Annotated in this window: 16 protein-coding genes and 6 tRNA genes; 11 read left to right on the top strand and 11 right to left on the bottom strand. The window is 47.3% G+C overall.

The genetic code is table 11. From position 1 onward, the window contains the following. The first annotated feature begins 264 nt into the window (after positions 1 to 264). The 3 genes from FMS18_RS04340 to FMS18_RS04350 all read left to right on the top strand — a co-directional run bounded on the left by FMS18_RS04340 (position 265) and on the right by FMS18_RS04350 (position 1,109). Positions 265 to 340: transfer RNA gene (locus tag FMS18_RS04340), tRNA-Asn, on the top strand. Between the two features lie 334 nt (positions 341 to 674). After that, a tRNA-Asn gene (locus FMS18_RS04345) sits at positions 675 to 750 on the top strand. A 283-nt stretch (positions 751 to 1,033) separates the two neighbouring features. Beyond that, positions 1,034 to 1,109, top strand: a tRNA-Asn gene (locus tag FMS18_RS04350). A 562-nt stretch (positions 1,110 to 1,671) separates the two neighbouring features. Here FMS18_RS04350 and pyk read toward each other — a convergent pair. Continuing rightward, the gene (gene pyk, locus FMS18_RS04355) at positions 1,672 to 3,099 is read right to left on the bottom strand and encodes a pyruvate kinase (RefSeq protein WP_163292528.1); all 1,428 of its coding nucleotides are present in this window, start codon (positions 3,097 to 3,099) and stop codon (positions 1,672 to 1,674) included. Positions 3,100 to 3,348: 249 nt separating this feature from the next. On the opposite strand from pyk, the gene FMS18_RS04360 reads away from it, so the two are divergent. The 3 genes from FMS18_RS04360 to FMS18_RS04370 all read left to right on the top strand — a co-directional run bounded on the left by FMS18_RS04360 (position 3,349) and on the right by FMS18_RS04370 (position 6,834). Beyond that, entirely contained in the window at positions 3,349 to 3,825 is a 477-nt protein-coding gene (locus tag FMS18_RS04360; RefSeq protein ID WP_163292529.1) for an OmpH family outer membrane protein, read from the top strand. A gap of 185 nt (positions 3,826 to 4,010) precedes the next feature. Continuing rightward, a complete protein-coding gene (locus FMS18_RS04365; RefSeq protein WP_163292530.1) occupies positions 4,011 to 5,669 on the top strand; it encodes a Na/Pi cotransporter family protein in 1,659 nt (552 codons plus the stop codon). Positions 5,670 to 5,685: 16 nt separating this feature from the next. Continuing rightward, positions 5,686 to 6,834: a hypothetical protein gene (locus FMS18_RS04370; RefSeq protein ID WP_163292531.1), complete on the top strand. Its 1,149-nt coding sequence runs from the start codon at positions 5,686 to 5,688 to the stop codon at positions 6,832 to 6,834. A 20-nt stretch (positions 6,835 to 6,854) separates the two neighbouring features. On the opposite strand, the gene FMS18_RS04375 is transcribed toward FMS18_RS04370, so the two are convergent. The 6 genes from FMS18_RS04375 to FMS18_RS04400 all read right to left on the bottom strand — a co-directional run bounded on the left by FMS18_RS04375 (position 6,855) and on the right by FMS18_RS04400 (position 13,254). Further along, positions 6,855 to 8,501 (bottom strand): PAS domain S-box protein, encoded by a 1,647-nt coding sequence (locus tag FMS18_RS04375; protein WP_163292532.1) that lies wholly within the window; start codon positions 8,499 to 8,501, stop codon positions 6,855 to 6,857. Further along, positions 8,485 to 9,645, bottom strand: coding sequence for an alcohol dehydrogenase-like regulatory protein ErcA (gene ercA / locus FMS18_RS04380; RefSeq protein WP_368854144.1), 1,161 nt, complete (start codon positions 9,643 to 9,645; stop codon positions 8,485 to 8,487). The genes FMS18_RS04375 and ercA overlap by 17 nt, the downstream gene beginning before the upstream one ends. 207 nt (positions 9,646 to 9,852) lie before the next feature. Next, positions 9,853 to 11,388 (bottom strand): DUF4301 family protein, encoded by a 1,536-nt coding sequence (locus FMS18_RS04385; protein WP_163292534.1) that lies wholly within the window; start codon positions 11,386 to 11,388, stop codon positions 9,853 to 9,855. A 527-nt stretch (positions 11,389 to 11,915) separates the two neighbouring features. After that, positions 11,916 to 11,992: transfer RNA gene (locus tag FMS18_RS04390), tRNA-Met, on the bottom strand. Between the two features lie 197 nt (positions 11,993 to 12,189). Then, a tRNA-Met gene (locus FMS18_RS04395) sits at positions 12,190 to 12,266 on the bottom strand. Positions 12,267 to 12,381: 115 nt separating this feature from the next. Beyond that, complete coding sequence (locus FMS18_RS04400; RefSeq protein ID WP_163292535.1) at positions 12,382 to 13,254, bottom strand: LysR family transcriptional regulator ArgP; 873 nt, start codon at positions 13,252 to 13,254, stop codon at positions 12,382 to 12,384. Positions 13,255 to 13,352: 98 nt separating this feature from the next. Between FMS18_RS04400 and FMS18_RS04405 the strand changes: the two genes are divergently transcribed. Next, a complete protein-coding gene (locus FMS18_RS04405) occupies positions 13,353 to 13,973 on the top strand; it encodes a LysE/ArgO family amino acid transporter (RefSeq protein ID WP_163292536.1) in 621 nt (206 codons plus the stop codon). A gap of 155 nt (positions 13,974 to 14,128) precedes the next feature. On the opposite strand, the gene ptsP is transcribed toward FMS18_RS04405, so the two are convergent. The 3 genes from ptsP to dhaK all read right to left on the bottom strand — a co-directional run bounded on the left by ptsP (position 14,129) and on the right by dhaK (position 18,533). Further along, positions 14,129 to 16,615: a phosphoenolpyruvate--protein phosphotransferase gene (ptsP, locus tag FMS18_RS04410; RefSeq protein ID WP_163292537.1), complete on the bottom strand. Its 2,487-nt coding sequence runs from the start codon at positions 16,613 to 16,615 to the stop codon at positions 14,129 to 14,131. Between the two features lie 51 nt (positions 16,616 to 16,666). Beyond that, entirely contained in the window at positions 16,667 to 17,296 is a 630-nt protein-coding gene (gene dhaL, locus FMS18_RS04415; RefSeq protein ID WP_163292538.1) for a dihydroxyacetone kinase subunit DhaL, read from the bottom strand. Positions 17,297 to 17,474: 178 nt separating this feature from the next. Continuing rightward, positions 17,475 to 18,533, bottom strand: a complete 1,059-nt coding sequence (gene dhaK, locus FMS18_RS04420; protein ID WP_163292539.1) for a dihydroxyacetone kinase subunit DhaK — start codon at positions 18,531 to 18,533, stop codon at positions 17,475 to 17,477. 500 nt (positions 18,534 to 19,033) lie between these two features. Here dhaK and FMS18_RS04425 point away from each other — a divergent pair, with 500 nt between their 5' ends. Together FMS18_RS04425 and FMS18_RS04430 are read left to right on the top strand one after the other, a co-directional pair. Beyond that, positions 19,034 to 19,633: a VPLPA-CTERM sorting domain-containing protein gene (locus FMS18_RS04425; RefSeq protein ID WP_239060936.1), complete on the top strand. Its 600-nt coding sequence runs from the start codon at positions 19,034 to 19,036 to the stop codon at positions 19,631 to 19,633. A gap of 238 nt (positions 19,634 to 19,871) precedes the next feature. Next, entirely contained in the window at positions 19,872 to 20,504 is a 633-nt protein-coding gene (locus FMS18_RS04430) for a hypothetical protein (RefSeq protein ID WP_163292541.1), read from the top strand. A gap of 147 nt (positions 20,505 to 20,651) precedes the next feature. Here FMS18_RS04430 and FMS18_RS04435 read toward each other — a convergent pair. Next, positions 20,652 to 20,728 (bottom strand) — tRNA-Met (locus tag FMS18_RS04435). 88 nt (positions 20,729 to 20,816) lie between these two features. Here FMS18_RS04435 and FMS18_RS04440 point away from each other — a divergent pair. Next, positions 20,817 to 21,548 carry a glycosyltransferase family 2 protein gene (locus FMS18_RS04440; protein WP_163292542.1) on the top strand — a complete coding sequence of 244 codons (732 nt, stop codon included), beginning with the start codon at positions 20,817 to 20,819 and terminating at the stop codon, positions 21,546 to 21,548. Next, complete coding sequence (locus FMS18_RS04445) at positions 21,549 to 22,238, top strand: TVP38/TMEM64 family protein (RefSeq protein ID WP_163292543.1); 690 nt, start codon at positions 21,549 to 21,551, stop codon at positions 22,236 to 22,238. Positions 22,239 to 22,378 lie beyond the last annotated feature (140 nt).

Consider the following 22,378-nt stretch of genomic DNA (forward strand, 5'->3'; position numbering starts at 1 on the left):
TGCACATGCTCTGATTTGGTTGCCAGCTTGATTTGCTTTTTCTTCTTGCCGCTCAAGTTATTAATTCTCCGTAACCGAATAAAGTCTAGATAAATACAAGATCCGTTGATTGCCTAAGCTAATTACCCTTTGTCGTCAAGAAAGTACATCTTTTATAGTTCACTTTCGCGCACAAATATTTTTTTAAAAAAGTATTTGACAACCGAGCATCAAATCCGTAAAACCCATCTTCGTTGCAGGGGGAAACTCCTCAACACCAATTATTCCTCGGTGGCTCAATCGGCAGAGCGGGTGACTGTTAATCACTAGGTTGGGGGTTCAAGTCCCTCCCGGGGAGCCAGATAGCTCAAAGGCTACTTTCATTTGAAAGTAGCCTTTTTCTTTTATTTCAAGCATCTGCCTTAACCTTCAACACAAACAAAACCCTATTAAAATCTCTCCCCTACATTAAATATATATAGCCTGAAAAAGCCCGGCCAAGAAAACCTGTTTCACTTTCCGCAAAAAACAGCTGCGCTGTTTCGAAGAAAAGCACCCCCCACCAACCGAACTCAAACGATTAATAGAAAGTCTAAAGAAAATTTAAATTAAATTGAAGATAACATTTGACATACCCGAAACATATCCGTAGAACCTGTCTTCGTTGCAGGGGGAAACTCCTCAACACCAACTATTCCTCGGTGGCTCAATCGGCAGAGCGGGTGACTGTTAATCACTAGGTTGGGGGTTCAAGTCCCTCCCGGGGAGCCAGATAGCTCAAAGGCTGCTTTCATTTGAAAGCAGCCTTTTTTTATTTGCTATCTTAGAATCAGAACCACATGATATTTTTGCAATTCTTTTCTCTCAAAAAAGAACATGCATACTTCAACAGGACCAACTTTCTACTGAAAAAACTCGCACCCAAAAACATTCCACGGTCACTTCACATAAACTCAAAAAAAATGAATTAATTTAAAGATAATGTTTGACAATTTTAAACCAAATCCGTAAAACCAATCTTCGTTGCAGGGGGAAACTCTTCAACACCAACTATTCCTCGGTGGCTCAATCGGCAGAGCGGGTGACTGTTAATCACTAGGTTGGGGGTTCAAGTCCCTCCCGGGGAGCCAGATAGCTCAAAGGCTGCTTTCATTTGAAAGCAGCCTTTTTCTTTATCTACACTTTTCTTTGCGCTTCCCATATCTACGGGCTATAATAGAGTCATGCAAAGAATCTACACCCCACTCCCCTGCTCTTTTCTGAAATCAACACCTCCCGGCCCTGGGTCAGGCTGTGAAGTTGAAGATGAAAACGAGCTACATGAATCTGAAAAAAAATCTATCACCTGCCGGGAGTGCGGATTCGAGATTACAAACAATTCATTTTCAACAAAAATCAATAACAGCCACGAGCACGCTTTTTTCAACCCTCACGGATACGTCTTTCAGCTCAGGTGCTTTTCAGCCGCCACAGGCTGCATTACAGCTGGCAACTCTTCCAGTGAATTCACTTGGTTTGCAGGATGTACATGGAAGATAGCCATGTGCTCACGCTGCATGACTCACCTCGGCTGGCGATTCCAATCAGACTCAAATTCTTTTTACGGACTGATCAAAGATAAAATCAAAGGATAAAAAAAGCTCCCGACACCATGCGGTATCGGGAGCTTTTGACTGCTATAAGCTGTTAAGACTACTTGTAGTAAAGCTTAACTTCATTGGTTTTAGGCATGGTCTGTCCGGGAGTGGGCTGTCCGGAAACAAGGACAAAACCTTCGCCCTGAGCAAATTCATCATTTGCTTCAAGAAACTCCACAAGGCGATCTCTGTGATTAGTGAGCTTGGATTCGGTCACAATGGGAGTTATACCCCAGAAAAAGTTAAGGTACGCAGGAACACTTTTATCCGGAGTCAGGCAGTAAACAGGCTGCTCCGGTCTACGACTGCACACGAGCCTTGCAGAGGAACCACTTGAAGAGTGGCAAATAATTGCCGGGCTATCAATATTCTTTGCCAGCAGACATGCGGAGTAGCTCAAATATTTTACAGGATTCGGAACAGCCTCTTCCGCAGGCTTGAAAGGTCCCTTAGCACGCAAAAGATAATAAGGTTCAGTTCCTTCCGCAATTTCCTTGATATAACCAACAGCTTCCACGGGATACGCGCCGATGGCGGTTTCCTCTGAAAGCATACAGCAATCAGCACCATCCATAATTGCGTTAGCAACGTCATTCGCTTCCGCACGGGTGGGGATGGGGTTTTTGACCATGGAAAGCATCATCTGAGTTGCAACGATGACCGGCTTCTGGGCATGGCGGGCAGCGCGGATGAGCTTCTTCTGAATCACAGGAACAGTAGAAAGCTTGCACTCAAGACCCAGGTCACCACGAGCAACCATGATACCGCTGGCAACTTCCAGAATGGACTCAATATTCTCAACAGCATTCTGACGTTCGATCTTAGCGATGATAGGCAGCATGACACCATGCTGATTCATTGCCGCCAGCACATCTTCAACGTCTTGCGCGGTCTGCACAAACGACATGGCAATGGAATCAACACCGATTTCAATGCATCCTGCCAGATCAACTTTATCCTTTTCAGTAAAAGCGGGGAGCGCAATGTGCTTGCCGGGAAATGTGATACCCTTTTTGGAGGCAAGAAGTCCGGCATTCTGAGCCTGAAGTTTGTAAAGTTTATCCTTTTCAATAGTTTCGGTAACGAAAAACTGAAGCATGCCATCGCTGAGAGAAACTTCCATACCATCTTCAAGCCCCTGCAACAATTCCGGCTGATCAAGAGGAATAAAGGGAAGATCTTTGGCCTTATCAGCTACTTCCGGAAGCCCAAGATAAACATAAGCACGGGACTCAATATCGTGGGGAGCATCTTCAATAACACCGACCCTGATCTTAGGTCCGCACAGGTCGCCCATGATGGTCAGAGGAGTGGAAAGGTCATTCTCAACCTGACGAATCATAGCAATGACGGGCTTAAAACTCTCTGCGTCAGAGTGTGAAAAGTTCAGGCGAAGAATTCTGACACCGTTCTGGACCATCTTGGTAATGGTTTCCACATTGCTTGAGCCGGGGCCGAGAGTGGCAACAACTTTGGTTCTCATGATCTTGTCCTCAATATTTTATTTGGGTAAAAATTTTACTGTCCCCAATTGATTGGTAAAATACGAATCCACCGCTACTCAATGTTCACTTTCGAAAATATTTCTAACATAATTTTCGGAAATGTACAAAATTTTAATTTCAACTCCGTCTAATTTACTTCTAATGTTTTTTTTATTTTACATGACACCTTTCCGAGTTTATACCGAATAACTCTAAATGAAAATAAATTTTAACTAACGGAGATTTGAATGTTTAAAAACATGCTGAAATTAGCTTTGATTATTGCCATGGCCGCTCTTGTAGCTGGATGTCAGCAGCAGGCTTCTTCTGGTGCCAAGGTCGGATTCGTTGATACCAACAAGGTTTTCAAAGAATGCAAAGCCGGAACTGAAGGCATGGAATACCTCAAAAAATCAAGCGAAGAATTTCAGGCAAAATTCACTGAAATGCAGAAAACCCTCGCCGGAAACCAGACCGAAGAAAACACCCGCAAGTTTCAGGAAGCCCTCGGCGAATACCAGAACAAAATGGGAGCAGAACAGAATCGCATAGTAGAAGCTCTCCAGAGCGGCTTCAGCAAAGCGGTTGACGATTACCGTCAGGCCAACGGCTACTCCGCTATCCTGTCCACCGAATCCGCCATCAGCTACGACCAGTCTGCTGATATCAGCGACAAAATCATCGAAGCAATGAACAAAATGGCCATTAAAATCAAGCCCGAATAATCACGGCCTGATTGCATTAGATCTTAAAAATCCTCCCGAAGCTCAGGTTTCGGGAGGATTTTTTGTTACAATCTGACTTTTTTTACGTTATTCTCATAACCTTTTCCTTGATTTTTCCCACCGCACAGGAGATTATCAAATCATATTTTCTCTCTTAATTTCAACAAGCTAGTGAATGGTCTAATATGGATATAGCATTATTTGGAAATCTCTTCGGCGGGCTTGGTCTTTTTTTGATCGGCATGCGGCTTATGACCACAGGTCTGAAGCAGGCTGCCGGAAAATCACTGAAAAAAATTCTCGGAGAATGGACTAAAAGTCCGGGCCGCGGCCTTTTTTCCGGATTCCTGATTACTGCGCTGGTGCAATCCTCAAGCGCGGTGACTGTTGCAGTCATCGGCTTTGTAAATGCCGGACTGATCACGCTTTCGCAATCCATCGGCGTTATCTACGGCAGTAATATCGGAACCACCGTTACCGGCTGGATTGTTGCTGCTGTTGGGTTCAGCGTTAACCTGAAGGCTTTTGCCCTGCCGGTCATCGCTCTTGGAGCACTGCTGCGCTTAAGCGGGCAAACTTCACGACGCGCATTTTTCGGAGATGCCTTTGCGGGGTTCGGCCTTTTCCTCATGGGTATCTCCACCTTGCAGATGGCTTTCAAAGGCATTGAATCGTCCATTGACCTTTCCTCAGTCGCCACCATGGGCACGCTGTCCATTCCCATTTTCATCGGTATCGGCCTGATGCTGACCCTGCTCATGCAAAGCTCCAGTGCGGCCATGGCCCTTGTACTCACTGCAACTGTCAGCGGGCTGATGGACCTCAATCAAGGTGCTGCTGCGGTTATCGGCACTAATATCGGCACAACTTCCACAGCCGCTCTCTCAGTTATCGGTGCGACCATTAATGCCAAAAAAGTTGCCACCGGACACATCATCTTTAATATTATCACAGCCCTTGCGGCCCTGATAATGCTCCCGGTACTCATAAAATCCATTCTTTTCTGCATGGATCTACTTCATCTGACCCATGAACCGGCCGTTGTTCTGGCCCTGTTTCACACCGCATTCAACTTTATGGGAGTGCTGATACTCTGGCCCTTCACCGGAAAGCTTGTTTCCTTTATTGAGAAAAGATTCGCATCACTTGGCGATGAACGGGGTCGCCCCAAATATCTGGACAACAATGTCATCGGCACTCCTACCCTCGCCCTTGACGCCCTGAATCTTGAAATGGAACGAATAGGGCAACTCACACGGAGAATAGTTCGGAAAGGGCTGAACTCAAACTTCAGCTACGGGGCACTTCCGGCGGACAAAGAAGCGCAGGACAGCCTCATCGAGGCAGCACGTTCCTTTTGCGCCAGACTGCAATCACGCCCGCTGACCGAACAGCAAGGCCAGCAGGTAGCAACAGCCCTGCGCGTACTGCAATATTTCCGCACTGCCGGAGCTCTTTGTGCGTCTTTAGAAACAAAGGGAATCAAGCCGGCTCTTGAACTTCTCGGCCCGGACTCTGACATGGTTACCGTCTTCCAAAACTCCTGCATCGGTGTCTTGAATGTTGCAGAAAATCCATGTTCCGAGGAATTCTGTAAAATCGACAACATGATACATGACATGTTATCAGCTTATCACGACCTGAAAGCCAAGTTGCTTTCCGCAGGAGGGACTGGAAATATCCCGGTACCCGAAATGGTCGAACAACTTGAGCTTTTCTCAAAAATCAGGCGCATAGCCCGGCAGGCAGCCAAAGGCGCAGTCTATCTGGCGGCCATGAGACCGGAATCCGGTATCTGCTGTCCGACCAATACCGTTAAATTTGCCTGGAACCGTCACTGGTAACCAATCTGGAGCCGCAATGAATAAATATAAAATTCCCGCACTCATCTTTGGAGTTGTCTTCGTTGTTTCCGCAGCAGCCTTGTTTTTCTATGTGAAAAAAGACCTGGGTGAAATAACCGGAACTGAAGTGGACGCCCCGGCATGGGTAACCAAAAACGGCTCCAGCGGGAAAATGCCCATATCCGGTAAAGTTGCCAGATCTGGAAATTCAATTAAACCCGAATCAGAGAAACAGGCTGAAACTGAGATAAAAACAAACAATAATAAAATTGCGACCACCGAAACAACCGAACAACCTTCCAACAAAACGGTGCAAACCCCGGTTGCAAAAGCTGTAGACAAAATCAAGGAAACCATCATCACCGAGGTATTCCTTGATAATCTCGCGCAATACATTGCAGACAGCTATCACCCGGCAGGCACGCTCCCCTACAGGGCCAAACAAGATTTCAGTTCCGCTTCGTTCAAGGGAATCAACATGCACTTCGGCCTGAATCTGCGCGGACTCATGCCGGAGGCGGAAAATATTGTCACAGCACGCAAATCCATCTGGTCATACCTGCTCACCACCGGAAATCTGGATGCCCTGTCAAAATCAGACACCGGACCGCTGCTTGACCTCATTGAAGAAAAAGGAATTTTTGCTGAAAGGAAATTTACGGAAGGCGACAGCTTCTCCACCCGCGAACTGACTAAAACGCAGCGGGCGGAAATGTTTCGTTCAAGCAGCATTCCTCTTAAACATGTTGCAGCCGTGCTGAAAGCCGTGGCAGACAACCCGGACCTCATGCAGGCTCTGGACAGTTATATCAAAGCGGAAAAACGTGTTGACTCCGCTAATGGAATTTTCCAACTCGATTTGGATAATTCCCGCAATTCCAAATCAGAATCAACACGAAACAAAGCCGCCCACTCCGGTAAAATCTTAAAAGACGCTATCACAATCAGGGAAAAGATTAAGACCGGCATAACTCAAAAGATCAAATCATACTGTGCCGGGGCTTGCGATAAGCCGGACGATTCTTTTTATATCGCTCAATGGGTATTCAGAAGGGTTCATAATGATGAAAAAAAACTGAAAGCTGTTGCTGCCGGAAGTGAAGTCCTCAGCAGCATAGCCGCCAGAATGATTGAGCGGGCCGAAGCTATCGAAAAATCAATGTAGACTGTAGAAAAGTCCAAACATTAACATTTAATAGGAATTTTTATAATAATTTTCATTCCCTTACCGGGACTGGTCTCAATCTCAAAAGTTCCACCGTGCTTCTGGGTAATGATAAAATAGGACACAAATAGTCCGAGTCCGGTCCCTTCCCCCGCAGCCTTGGTGGTAAAAAAAGGCTCCAAGGCTTTTTTACGGGTTTCCGCATCCATCCCGGGACCGTTGTCTTCAATTTCCAGACGGGCAAATTTACCCTCAGGCTTTAAACGAACAGCAATACGGGCGACACTGTCTTCCTTTCTTTCCGGGTCAGAGAGGATTGCCTGCACTGAGTTCTTAAGCAAATTAATCAGAACCTGCTCAATTTCTGACGGAGAACATTCCAAACAGGAAATGGAATCATCCAATTCCCGTATAATTTCCAATCCACCGCCCCCAGACTTACTGTAGAAGTCGTAGCCGCTAAAAGACAACTCAATGGAAGTTTCAACTATTTTCTTTATATCGGAACAGACCCTCTCGCCGCCGGACTGACGACTGAACTGGAGCATATTGGAAACAATGCGGGCGGAGCGTTCACCCATTTCCCGCACAGATTCGAGCTTATGCAGAATCCCCCGCCTCTCACAATATTCATGAATTGCTTTAAAAGGAATTTCTAATTCATCAGCTACGGCATGATTCTTAGGTAAGTGCCCAGAAATCCTGCGCTGGATATTTTGGACCCCCTGAAGGATACCACCCAAAGGGTTGTTGATTTCATGAGCCATACCAGCGGCAAGCCCGCCCACCGTCATCATTTTCTCGGTCTGAACCATGACTTCTTCCATACGGGTTCTGGCGGTAATGTCGTCAATCCTGATGACTGCACCGGACTCTTCTCCCTTAAACGGAAATACAACTATTTCATAAAAAACATTGTAACCGTCACGGTCCATGTGGAAAATTTCAGTCCCACCTTCGGTCTCCCCCCGGATAGTTGCCGAAATAAGGTGTTCAAAGCGGCGCAACTCCGGCATCATTTCATAAACAAAATTTCCTTCCGCATCCTCGGCAGCCCGTCCGGTTTCCTTGTGGGCATAATCATTCCAAAGCACAACATTTGAATCTTCATCAACCCCCACAAGCACAGAATGCATGGAATCAATAACATTACCGAGATAATTGCGAGTACGCTGCAACGCCCGTTGATCGGCAAGCCTGCGCCGCACATCACGGGCAACCATGACAATATAAAGCCTGCCGCCCACAAAGTGTACCCTGAGAGTCATTTCCACTGGAATACTGGAACCGCCTTGACCAAGCAAATCGGTCATGGAAACGTCTTCTTTATCCCACGAAGAATAAACATCATCATCGATCAACACTTCATGCAGCAAAAAACAGGTTTCTTCAGGAAAAACAAGTTCCGGCGGGCTATCTAGCAACTCATCCCTGCTATAATTCGTCTTGTTCAAAGCGGTCTTGTTTACATCGGCAAAACTCCATGAAAACGCATCAAGCACGAACAGGGCATCGTTGGCATTTTCCACCAAAGCCCTGAAACGCTCCAGCTCATTAATCCTTTCGCGCAATTCAGGATAATAGCTCTTGCGCATGGAATTTTCGCCCAGTCCGATAAGTTTGTTGCGGACATTATCATTGGGCTTTGACTTAGAGCGCCGCTTCATAAATTTTCTCTACATCTTCCTGACTGAGTTCTACCGGGTTGGTAACCATGCATGCATCTTTGAGAGCCATTTCAGCCAGTTTTGGAATTTCATCGCGAATAAGCCCCAGATCTCCCAGTGACTGGTTTATTCCCGCAGCTCTGCTCAAGTTCAGAACAGCCTGCACCAGCTCATCGCAAATCTGCCCGTCAGTTTTTTCTGCAATGGATACACCCATTTTTTCTGCAACACGGGAATACCGTGCAACTGCTGATGGATAATTTGCCCTGACAACATGAGGCAGCAAAATAGCATTACACTCACCATGCGGCAGATCCAGATGTCCGCCGAGACTGTGAGCCATGGCGTGCACAGCCCCGAGAATAGCGTTCGAAAAAGCAAGCCCGGCCTCCATACTGCCCAGCATGACCTGCCCACGTAATTCAAGATTCTTAGGATCGTTGATCGCAGCGGGAAGGTTACCGGAAACCTGCTCAATAGCATCAAGGGCCAGTAAGTCGGTCAAAGCGGAATTGGCATTGGAAACATAGGCCTCTATGGCATGGGTCAAGGCATCCATACCTGTGGCAGCCGTCAACTGGGCATCCATGGTGGAGGTCAGTTCCGGATCAATCAAGGCTGCATCGGGAACCATGGCTTTACTGACAATGCTTATTTTCACATCCCGTACGGTATCGGTAATAATAGCGAACTGCGAAACATCAGCGGAACTTCCAGCTGTGGTGGGTATACAAATCAGGGGCGGACCGGGAACTTCAACCATATCCACGCCCTCAAAATTCAAAATATGGGAATTATTGGTGGTGACAATGCCGATTCCCTTGGCGCAATCCATTGGACTCCCACCGCCTACGGCAATGATGCAGTCGCATCTGTTTTCCAGATAAAATTCAGCTCCGCTCATGACTTCAACATCCCGCGGATTCTCCGAGACATCGCTGAAAATATAGGTCTCAATTCCGGCACCCTGCAAGCTCTGCTCTACTGCCTGCACCCAACTACACCCGACAATACCGGGATCGGTAACAATCAAGGCCCTGTTGACTCCGAAATTTTCGGCATACTGACCGGCAAGCTTTGATGAACCGACGCCGAAAACAAGCTCAGGAGCTACGAATTTTCTCATCTCCAAAACTTCTTTCACACTTTCCTCCATCGCTTGAAAACACAACTATCCCTAACAAAACAAACTTTTTTCAAACATATTCATAAGTAACATGCAAAGCCACGTCTCTGCAACTATAGAGTACAAAAGCATACACAGTAACAACCTAACTAACTATAAATAAAATCCGCCCCTACATATATGCAGAGACGGATCAGGGTTCAGTTCGTATAACCAAATCAATTTTTACATACGATGCTCTTCCTTTAATAAATCATTTACAGTCTTAACCGGAGAAAAAGTACTCAGGGGAACTTCCACAAATACAGTTATCCAGTCAGCCATGGAACCGTTCCATAATCCCGGAAGTTCCATTGCCTTAAGCTTGCGACCATCCTTGGACTTGGTAGAAATGAATCCGGTCTCAGGATCGGTAAAATTCTTCAATGCATACCATTCCCCGCGATGACTTCTCATTCCACAAACTAAATCAACAGGATTGAAGTGGGTTGCTTTCTTTACAATAGCCGCCTGTTCGGGATTACTCATATCCACCTGACTCTTTTCCACGATCTGCGCGGAAACAAATCCATCCGGCCCATTTACCCAGAAAGGACCACCGCCTGGCTCGCCTTCATTCTTAACCATTCCGCAAACACGTATCGGCTTAGACAACCGGACCCGCAACATGCTGACCTTATCCTCAAGACTCATTTGGCCGAAATTATCAGGCAGCTGCATGGAAAGATGGGAGACTGCAAAAATTGCCACCGCAGCGACTTCAAACTCACTGCAATTATGATTTTCCAACATGTTCAAACATTCAAAAATCTGATCCTGCAACCTGACCAGCAAACCGCCAAGCAGCTTCTTATATTCAAGGGTATCGCCCTTAACGCTGTCAGGAACAATGTTATCAATATTCTTCAGGTAAACAATGTCACCGCGCAGCTTGTGCAAATTATCCAGCAAGGCTCCGTGTCCGGCTGGCCTGAACAGTATCTTACCATCATCGGTTCGGAAAACATCATTATTCATGTCTACCGCAACAGTGTCGGTTCTTCTGTTCTGCCGGGAATATTCAATATCAAAACGGCAATCAGAATACTTACCGGCAACTTCATCAACATGTTCACGCACGGCCTGCTCATGCAGCGGGGAAACAGTAAAATGCAGCTTAACCTTACCCCGGCGATCCTTGATGTAAGCGGCAGCCTCAGCAATATGCTCTTCAAAAGGAGTGCGGTATCCGCCAGCATAATTGTGAAACGGGATCAATCCCTTAGGCATTGCCGCATAATTCAAGCCTTTTTCAGTAAGCAAATATTCAAGTATCAGGTTATAATCCTGAACAGCATATGCATCTTCAAGACTGTCACCGTTCTCATTCATGATATCCTGCAAATCTGAATAAAAAGGAAGCACCGGGAGAAGATCCATGAAAGTCCGGACCATTTCGCTATCCTTTTCGGAGAGATCTTCACCATTCAGCTTTGCCAGCAGGTGCTTGAACATACGGGTAGCAGCACCGGAGGCCGGGACAAACTTGGTAAAACGCCCTTCATCGGCAGCTTCTTCAAAACAATCGAGCAATTCTTCTTTTTCGGCAGGCTGAATACGATAAATACCGTCAGTCAATGTACAGGCCCGCTCAAGCTGAGTCGGCGCAAAACCTGTCTTAAACCGTTCAACCTGCTCAGCCAGTGCTGATGCGGAAATACCTTCATCAATAATATCAATTAAACCATTCTCAATTTCTCGAAGCTCATTTTCAGTAGTCATACGTACCTTCCCGTGCTTTAAATTGAAAAACAGCGTAAAATCAGCTAATTAACATCGTACACAAAATCACCCCAATGCATACTAGGCACTGATAGATACCTACCCCTTAACACAGATTTTCAGCTCTGTTTAGTGTCAAAATAAATATATTTGAAACTTTTTTGCTTTTCTTCAAAAACTCAAGACCTTACAGCAACACACTGATATAACTCTATATTTCACATCACTAAAACCTAAACAGTCAGAATAATGTAAAAAAGAAGTAAAAAATGAGACAGAATAAAAAAGGACAGGTGACGCAACTTTCACAAGTTGGATGCGGTGTACGAAGATAAGGTCGAAAAACTATCGGCTGCGTGTGCGGGTTTTGTGCGGGTAGTCGAGAAGGAAATCAACGGTTGGAGATTTGATCAATCCGGCTTGCGCCCCTTTCTTTGGTGTAGACCCAAAACCTCTTGAAAAAACATTGGAGTATAAACCCAAAAAAAGGCTCAACCTTTCGGTTGAGCCTTTCTGATGAAGCTGTGTGGTTGCGGGGGCAGGATTTGAACCTACGACCTTCGGGTTATGAGCCCGACGAGCTACCAAGCTGCTCCACCCCGCGTCACTGTGAGAGCATGTCTACATGCTCCGGTATCTGCTGTCAACTCCTTGGTGAGTTTATTTCAGATTATTACAAATATTATCAGGAGTTAAAGAAGTTTTGAACATCCTTGCCTGATACTCAATCAAAAGATCATGCGTTTAAAAAACGCTCCTGCCTTTTGCCCCAAGCATTTCCGTCATGACCAGAAATATCGGTGGTTGCGGGGGCAGGATTTGAACCTACGACCTTCGGGTTATGAGCCCGACGAGCTACCAAGCTGCTCCACCCCGCGTCACTGAGAGGAGTAGAACTACAGGTACACCCTATGGATGTCAACGTAAAAAACAAAAATAAAACTAACAACAAAAGATATTTCAACAATAACGCTGGTTTGTATGCTTTTTTTATTAAAAGTATTTTACAAGTTCACGGCGCAACCCATCAAGTAATTGAGTTTCCACATTCCATGAATGCCAGTAAAGCGAAACCGGGACTCTACCCTGCGGCAAAATTTCGACCAACCTGCCTGAATCCAGCTCTTGCTGAACCTGAAACTCCGGTACCATTCCGTAAGCCAGCCCCCGGCAAACCACATCTACAAAAGATTCAGAAGACGGAACATAAAATATAGGATGCGTTACCGATTGACCGGGAAACACCTTTTCCAGCATCTGGGATTGTGTTTCATCCTTGCGATTGAAAACTGCTGCCGGAGCCTCGGCCACGGTTTCTCGGTCAAACCCATCACTGAACCAACGTTGGTAAAAATCGGGAGAACTCAGGCAAAGATAATCAAACGTGGCTAAAAAATCACTTCGACAACCTTTTACAGGCTTAGCCACTGTGCCGATGCAACCGACAACCTCTCCTCGACGAAGCATTTCATGGGTCCTGTTCTCATCATCCACGTAAAGATCAAGCAGCACATTGTGCTCTTTCAAAAAGCTATCAAGGGCATCCAGAAACCATGTGGCAAGACTATCCGCATTTACTCCCACAGGCAGAGTCACGAATTCCCCGGACGGATTCAGCCGCATGGAATCACTTAATTCCTTCTCCATGAGCCGTATGGTACGCAAATGTTTGATCAACTTGCGCCCGTCTTCAGTGGGTTCAGGGGGCGTGGAACGAACCACCAGCACACGGCCCAGTTGTTCTTCAAAATTTCGTATGCGCTGCGAAACAGCTGATTGGGAAATATTCAGTTTCAAGGCAGCCTTATCAAAACCGCCCTCTTCGATTACCGCTGCCAGTGCTTCCAGGTAAATGTTATCAAGCATGAATTCATTATAAGTTAAACTTATTAGAAATGAAAATGTTTAATTTTACTAATTAACATCATCGCTTTATGTTCCTGAAAAACACAACGGAGCAAACAATGTCATCAATTATTCCATATATGCAGGGATTCGGAACCGGGGCCGGGCTTATCATCGCCATCGGCGCACAGAACGCCTTTGTGCTGACCCAAAGCATCAGAAAAAACCATCACATGACCATTTGTCTGGTCTGCGCCATTTGTGATGCTCTTTTAATTTCACTGGGAGTACTGGGAACAGGCCAGCTTATTGCTTCCAATCCCATGCTGCTCAAACCGGCGGCTTGGGGCGGCGCGGCTTTTCTAACATGGTACGGATTCGGTTCTTTTCGCTCGGCCATTAAGGGAGGACAGCTTGAAGCTGAGAAGGCAGCAACGACGGGCTTAAAGTCCGTAATCCTGCTAACCCTGACCATCACCCTGCTCAACCCGCACGTATATCTGGATACGGTGGTCATGCTCGGGTCCATCAGCGGGCAGTATGACGGTATCGACCGCTATATGTTCGGATTCGGAGCCATGTCCGCATCTTTTGCATGGTTTTATACCCTCGGGTTCGGAGGAAGAGCCTTGGCACCATTATTTAAGAAGCCTGTAACATGGCGAGTGCTGGACAGCGCGGTCTGCCTGACCATGTGGGTAATTGCATACCATCTGGCAGAAAAGGCCATGAGTGTTTGATGCACACAACAAAGGCCCGCTCAATAAGAACAGGCCTTTAAAATTTAACACTCCGCCCTGCTAAGCTATAGGTGAAGCCCTAATGAAAGGTTTTGAAAAGGGGAGTCCAGAGGGGAAAACTTTTGTAAAAGTTTTTCCCCTCTGGCCGCCGGAGGCTATAAAAATTCCCGAACCTCATCACCGGACTTGGTTGCCAATGCCTTTTCAGCAAGAGCACGACAATCGTCCATGGACACGGCGCGGATGGCTTCCTTCACTTCGGGGATAGAAGGTCCGCTCATGCTCAGTTCATCGAGTCCGAGTCCGAGCAGCAGTGCTGAAGCCTTGGGATTCCCGGCCAGCTCACCGCACATGCCCACTTCAATTCCTGTAGCCTTGGCAGCATCACAGGTCATCTTGACCATACGTAACACCGCAGGATTAAGGCTGTCGCAGATTTTAGCAACCGACTTGTTACCGCGATCCGCAGCCATGACATACTGGGTCAGATCATTAGTACCGATGCTGAAAAAATCGCAAATTGCGCCAAGTTTCTCAGCCTCGGCAACAGCTGACGGAACTTCAATCATGATCCCGGTCTTGATCTTTTCAGCGATCTTTACACCTTCAGAAACAAGCCCTTCACGGACCTCAGCCTGAAAATCAAGCACACCCTGAAGTTCTTCCACCCCGGAAATCATGGGGAACATAATCCAGATATTTTCCTCGCTGGCAGCACGCAACAAAGCGCGCAGCTGGGTGCGGAAAAGTTCAGGCCGGGCCATGCAGAAACGCACACCGCGTTCACCGAGGAACGGGTTCTCTTCTACGGGAGTATCAAGATATTTAACCGGCTTGTCGCCACCGATATCAAGAGTGCGGATGATAACCGGATTGCCGTTCATGGTCTTGGCAGCTTCCACGTAAGCTTCAAACTGCTCCTGCTCGTCCGGTTCCTGCTCACGATCCTGAAAAAGGAATTCAGTGCGAAACAACCCTACGCCCTCTGCGCCGTATTCCAGCACGCGAGGAGCATCAGCCGGAGTACCGATATTACCCATGACCATGATTTCAGTGCCATCAAAGGTCTTAGCCGGTGCAGCACCTTTGGCCTTGGCCTCTTCTCGCTCAGCCAGCCACTTATCACGCTTGGCGGATATCTCATCAAGCTTGGCCTGATCCGCAGAAGTCCAGACCGTGCCTTCAAAGCCGTCCAATGCAATCATCTGACTATCTGAAATCTGCTGGAAACATTCACCCGTGCCGATAACAGCAGGAATACCCATGGAGCGGGACAGGATAGAGGCATGGGAAGTTGCCCCGCCGATCTCGGTAACAATGCCGAGAACCTTTTCCGGGTCCATTCCGGCAACATCGGAAGGTGTAAGATCATGGGCCACGATGATGGATTCGCGCTCAAGCCTGATGGCCTGCTCACCTTCTCCGGTCAGCACTCGCAACACTCGCCCACCGCAATCCATAACATCTGCGGCACGAGCCTGCATATATGCGTCATCAAGCTCACGGTAATCAGCAGCCATTTTATCCATGACCTGAAACCACGCAAACTCGGCATTAATCTTTTCATCAGAAATTAGAGAAGCAGCCTTGTCGCGCATATCCTTATCACCAAGGATCAAACCGTGGACTTCAAAAATTGCGGCATTAGCTTTACCTGCGGTTTTCTCGGTCTCACGCTGCAAAGCCTGAATATCAGCAAGCGCAGTGGTTATTGCCTGATCAAGACGGGCAGTTTCAGCAGCACTGTCAGATACCTCAGTCCGCTCTACTTCCGGCAGGGTCGCCAGATGGGCATAAACCGGGCCAACTGCATAACCCGTAGATGCTGGAGCACCATGCACAAAACCTTCACCGCCGATTTTGCAAGGTTCGGTTTCCATGACCACTTCAGCCACATCTTCATCGCGTTCACCGAAATTATCGGCATGCAACGCTTTCAGACCATCAATTGCCTGCTGTGCGTCAGGACCGATAGCAGTGACGGTAATAGTTTCACCATTTTTAACCGCCAGCAGTGCCACTTGGTTGATGCTCTTACCGGACGCGGTCTTGTCGCCCTTGCGAATCTGAATAGATGATTGAAATTTTCCGGCCTCGGCAACAAGATTTGCAGCCGGGCGGGCATGAAGCCCCATCTTATTGATCACCAGCAGGTCGATGCTCAGCTCTTGGCCTTCCTGAACTTCTTCTTGCGCAGCTGCAACAGGTTGTACGGTCTCCCCGGTAATGGGAGCCAACTGTTCGATCTTCACATTCAAGGCCGCACCGGCCTCGGCACTAACTTCTTTAAGAGAAGCCCCCACAGAAGCCTGCACCGCCGCTGCCATGGTCCCTTCCACGATAGGAGCGGAGCAAAGCAGTACCTTATCCTTGACCTCATCAGGCAGGAAATCGAGCGCGGTTTCAGCACTCATAAGCGCACTGCCAAGGTCCATTATGACCAGCACACCCTCTTCAGACTGGGCCGCCACAGATTCAATGGCCATCATGACCTTCATGGGGTCAGTGCCGATGGGATTGTCGGGATCATCAATGCCGCCAGCGGCTTCCATAACCACAGAACCGCGAGTCATCTGCTCAGCCAGTTCCAAAACACCCTGCGCCAATGTCTGGCTATGGGAAACAATTACTAATCCTACCATAATGAACTCCATCACCCCCACTATATTGGTAAATATAGTGGGGGTAATAAATTAAGACAAAACTTCTTTCAGGGTCTCAAGCATGTAAAAAGAGGAAGTTGCGCCCGGGTCCTGATGCCCGATGGAACGTTCACCGAGATAGCTGGCGCGTCCTTTCTTGGCCTGCAAGGGGATGGTATCGGCAAGGGCCTTTTCACCTACGGGCAACGCAGCATCTACGATGGCGAGCACATCATCACCGTTTCCTGCTTTTTCCTTAATAACTTCAAGCACAGGTGCCCAGAGATCGTACATGGTCTTGTCGCCCAGATTGGGTCTGCCGCGCTGAAGGATACCTTCAACCCCAGCTTCGATAACCTTGGCAAAATCTTCGGAATTAAGTTCCTCTTTACCGCCCATGAGCATGCCGCCCTTCATCCAGAAAGTTCCGTAAAGGGGACCACTGGCACCGCCGACGCTGGACATGAGGGTCATACCCACGGTTTTGAGAATGGTACCGATATCTTTTTCTTCTACGGTGGGCAGTTTTTCAGCAACTTTACCGAAACCGCGGTTCATGTTGATTCCGTGGTCGGCATCGCCGATGGCGGCATCAAGTTCTGTGAGATATTCTTTTTTGTCGGCATAAACTTCATTGAGCTTGCCGAGCCATGCAATAAGTTGGGCCTTGTTCATGGACATTTATGATCCTCCAAAAGGTGACGCCATCTAAAACTGGGTCAGGATTTAAATTATGACGGGCATATACGTGTAACAGCGTCAGCCCTGAAGCTTCTTCTTTCGAAAAAATGGGAACGCAGGCGTGAAAGAACTCTCCCACGCCTGCGTATTTTAAACTAATAATTTTGCAAAGTTATGCTTAACGAACATAACCGGGAGTCTGTGCCGGAGCATCCCAGAATTTGAGCATTTCATCATCTACCTTGAGCAGAGTAATAGAGAAGCCCTGCATTTCCAGAGATGTGATGTAAGGTCCGACAAGGTTACGGACAATGTTGATGCCCTTGGCTTTGCAGACTTCATCAAGCTTTCTGTAAACAGCGTAGAGTTCGGAAACCGGGGTTCCGCCCATGCTGTTAACAAATGCGATAACGTTGTCGCCCTTGGCAAAAGGCTCATCAGTAAGTTCTTTGTCTTCCCACTCGCTACCGTTCCATTCACGGACAGTGCGACGGTATGCGGGATCGTCAATGATCTGTTCAGCTGCGTACTGGGTCATTTCATCAACAGACTTGAGGGGCATACGCTCGATGCCGGGCTCACCGTGGATACCGATACCCATTTCAACTTCGTCTTCACCAAGGTCGAAAGTAGGCTTGCCTGCAGCGGGAACAATGCAGGAAGTCAGAGCCACGCCGAAAGAGCGGCCATACTGGTTGACCTTGCGGCAGAGATCGGAGCATTTTTCAAGGTCGTAGCCGGCTTCTGCAGCTGCGCCGACAATCTTTTCAGCCAGAACAGTAGTACCTACGCCGCGACGACCAGCAGTGTAGAGGCTGTCCTTAACTGCAACATCATCATCAATCAAAATATTCTGGACCTTGACACCTTCGCTGGCAACCAGCTCAGCTGCGGCTTCAAAGTTCATTACATCACCAGTGTAATTCTTTACCATAAAAAGAACGCCTTCACCGCTGTCTACGGCCTTGGCGCATTCGTACATCTGGTCAGGGGTGGGGGAAGTAAAGACTTCACCGGGGCAGGCACCGTCGAGCATACCTTTGCCGACAAAACCGCCATGCATGGGCTCATGACCGGAACCGCCGCCGGAAACAATAGCGACTTTACCTTTAACCGGAGCATCTTGGCGAACTACGTAGTAGGGTTCGTAGTTTACTTTCAGTTCAGGGTGAGCGAGGGCCATACCCTCAAGCTGTTCCTTAACCACATTTTCCACATCATTGATCAATTTTTTCATAGTAAAAACTACCTCTGGTTCTAGGTTCCTTACGTGCACAGAACTTTAAATCAATTGAAAAGCATTGTCGACAAATGAACGTATTTTTTTTCGCTTCCATTGAAATTATTTTTAAAGCATAGGCCCAATGTTCACTTTCGAAAATAATTTTATCAATATTTCCCGTACTAAATGAATTTATCCTTAATTTCATTCATGAGACAGTTCCAATAAGAACTAGAAACAGACACACTAATAACACACTTTTGCGGTATGGAAGTAAGTACCCAATCAAGGCTACCCCACTCACCAACATTACTTTCAAATATGAAACACTTCAAACTCAAACGATAATGCTTTTATTTATCATTATCATCTAGCCAAATAAACATAAATGCTTATATTTATATTATGCTCATAAAATCATAAATTTATTCATCATATATTTGAAGAATCTCAATCCTTCCGGGGGGGAGGGTAACATCATGAAGAATATATCTTTAATTGCAATATTTACCATAATGATTGCGACTTCAACCGTACAAGCCGCATCAATCACCGGCTGGACTCATGGCGACAACATCAGTGCTGAAATTTCCACCAGCTATAACTCCGGCGACTCCAGCCTGCTTCTTACTGTAACCAACACATCTCCTGCAACTTCTGCCTACCTAAGAGGCCTGCTCTTTTCAGCAGCAGATACAACACTCAATCTCAGGGATGTAACTTACTACTCCAACTCAATCTCTTCTCCTACCTTAAACGTGACCGAGAACTGGTCTCTCAGCAGCCCTGACGAGTCAATACTCAATGCAGAGCCAATGAAGTACTACGACGGGTTGAATACGGCTCTTTTCACTGGTGATGAATTCGGAGGAGGCAACCCGAATCTCGGCCTACAGGTAGGATGGACCGCTGACTTCCTCTTTGATGTGGATGGCACTTTGAATGAATCCATGAATAATTTTATAGGACGATTTCAAAGTATAAATTATCCCGGCATGGTCGGATCCGACAGTGATTTTGCATATCCGGTCCCGACTCCCATTCCCGGAGCAGTGTGGCTGCTCGGGGCAGGAATTGCAGGGCTTGCAGCCTTGAGACGCAGGATAAGATCATAACACACGACGTTAAACAGCTTTCAATTATAATATTCTGCCGGCAGCTGTTTAACGTTTTCATTCTGCATTAAAATCAACTCCAGCACACACGTTGCATCTCTACACCGGAAAACAGTAAATAATATATTTTTCAAACCTACTTTCCTTCCTTCCCGCTGGATTCATGAATATATTTAAAGTATACTGCATGAGTATTTATTTCATACTAGGGTAGATCCGAAGAAATCCGGGAGGAATAATGAATAAAACCATCATGATGTCATTTTTGACAATTCTGCTTACGGTCTCAGTTGCGCAGGCAGCGACAATTACAGGCTGGACGCACCCGGATTATGTGAGTGCAGACATCACGGCAACATACTCAGCTGGCGATTCGAGCCTGTTGTTGACCGTAAAAAACACCTCTCCGGCAAGCTCTGCAACCTTGCGGGGGTTAGTCTTTTCAGCACCGGATGTTAACCTTAATCTGCGGGAAGCCTCCTACTATTCCCAGTCAATCTCAACACCGTTACAGGTAACAGACAACTGGTCTATCGAATCAGCTTCAGAAACCAACCTTAATAATGAACCACTGAAATATTATGACGGACTGAATACAATTCTTTATACTGGCAAGAACTTTCAGGGGGGAAATCCTAAAACGGGCCTTGAAGTCGGGTGGACTGCCACCTTCCTCTTTGATGTGGAAGGCTCAATGGATGCCCCATTGGATCAATTCATCGCACGTTTTCAAAGCATAGATTATGAAGGTATGACCGCATCAGACAGTGATTTTGCTACCCCTATCCCTACCCCCATTCCCGGTGCAATATGGCTGCTGGGCGCAGGATTGGCCGGGCTGGTTGCTATTAGAAATAAATTTCAAATATAACCCCAGACTTCGAAAGAAGAATCCTCCAGTGGAACAATCTCAACGGGAGGATTTTTTAGTGTTAATTCCTGACCCCGAAACCGACATATGACTGGGACATAAAAAAAGGCTCAACCTTATCGGTTGAGCCTTTCTGATGAAGCTGTGTGGTTGCGGGGGCAGGATTTGAACCTACGACCTTCGGGTTATGAGCCCGACGAGCTACCAAGCTGCTCCACCCCGCGTCACTGTGAAAAGGGTTCTACAGACGGGGCCGCTTTGTGTCAACAGCTATTTACAAATTATTTAAATTTTCTTATCTCATCTCTCGACATGACAAATAACTATGAACTCTCCCTCGTAATCCCTGTTTACAACGAACAGGACAATTTACGGAAACTGATGCAGGAAATTGACTCAGCCCTTGAGCCGACCAATATTCCCTACGAAGTTATATTTGTAGATGACGGCAGCAAAGATAACAGCCTTGCCGTTCTCAAAGATATTTCATCAACCTACCCCAAGGCCCGCTATGTTGCCTTTGCGGAAAACCGGGGCCAGTCCGCAGCCTTTTGCGCCGGGTTTGATGAAGCCCGCGCACCTCGGGTTGCCACCATGGATGCTGACCTGCAAAATGACCCTGCCGATCTTCCGGCCATGTATGCTCTTTACAATGAAGGACATACCATGACCATCGGCTGGCGTCAGAAACGCAAGGACGTATGGATCAAACGGGTCGGCTCCAAAATCGCCAATGCTATCCGTAACAGGCTGACCCGTGAAACCGTTAAGGACACAGGCTGCTCCCTTAAAATTATGGATACCGCCATGGTCCGGGCCATCCCCCGCTTCAACGGCATGCACCGTTTTTTGCCCACACTTATGAAAATGCAGGGCGCATCCGTTGCGGAAATGAAAGTCAACCACCGCCCCCGCTTTGAAGGCGAATCCAAATACGGCACCCTCGACCGGGCCATTGCCGGAGGATACGACCTGCTGGGCGTACGCTGGCTGCTGGGACGCCATTTTTCATACAGTGTAAAAGACCGCAGCGACGATAAATAAATGAGTGCAGTAAGCAGCGAATCAAAAGTCAGTGTGAAAGCCTTGATTAAAGGTCTGGCCATGCTGGCGGTGATGGGGATTTCGGTTTACCTGATCAGGTATGCCGGACTGGCTGATGCCCTTGATACCCATTGGATGGACACACACGTGCGCTCTCGCGGCCTTACCGGAGTACTCACCTATGTGGGACTGGCGGCATTCTTTTCAGCTGTCGGCTTTCCCAGACAGGTGATCTGCTTCATGGGCGGATACGCGTACGGCTTCGCCCTTGGAACCCTGCTCGGAACTATCGGTACCGGACTCGGCTGCGCCGGGGCATTCATTTATTCCCGGTTGGTGGGCCGTTCCTTTATTAAAAGAAAGTTCGGTGCGCGCATCCAGAAAGTTGACGACTTCCTGAGCCGCAGCCCCTTTAACATGGCCCTGACTATCCGTTTCTTCCCGCTGGGGAGTAACGTGGTCACCAATGTGCTGGCAGGGGTAACAAGCATCCCGGCCCTGCCTTTTATACTCGGCTCCACTATCGGCTACCTGCCCCAAAACATGGTCTTTGCCCTGTTCGGCAGCGGTGTGGAAGTTTCATCCACCATCCGCATGATCATGGCCGTGGTGCTATTTGTCATCTCTACCCTCTTGGGATTCAAAATCTATCGCAAATATCGCAATCAGGCAGAAGCGGTCATAGAATAATCCCCCTGACCAACTTGATATTACAAAGCCGGATGCAATTTGTATCCGGCTTTTTCAATATCTTTTTATTGACATCGAAAATCGTTTTCAATATCAATGATTCAGTTTTGAGACCAAAACAACAATAAATAGCACCGAGA

Source organism: Desulfovibrio sp. JC022 (assembly GCF_010470665.1).
In the GTDB taxonomy this organism is placed as follows: domain Bacteria; phylum Desulfobacterota; class Desulfovibrionia; order Desulfovibrionales; family Desulfovibrionaceae; genus Maridesulfovibrio.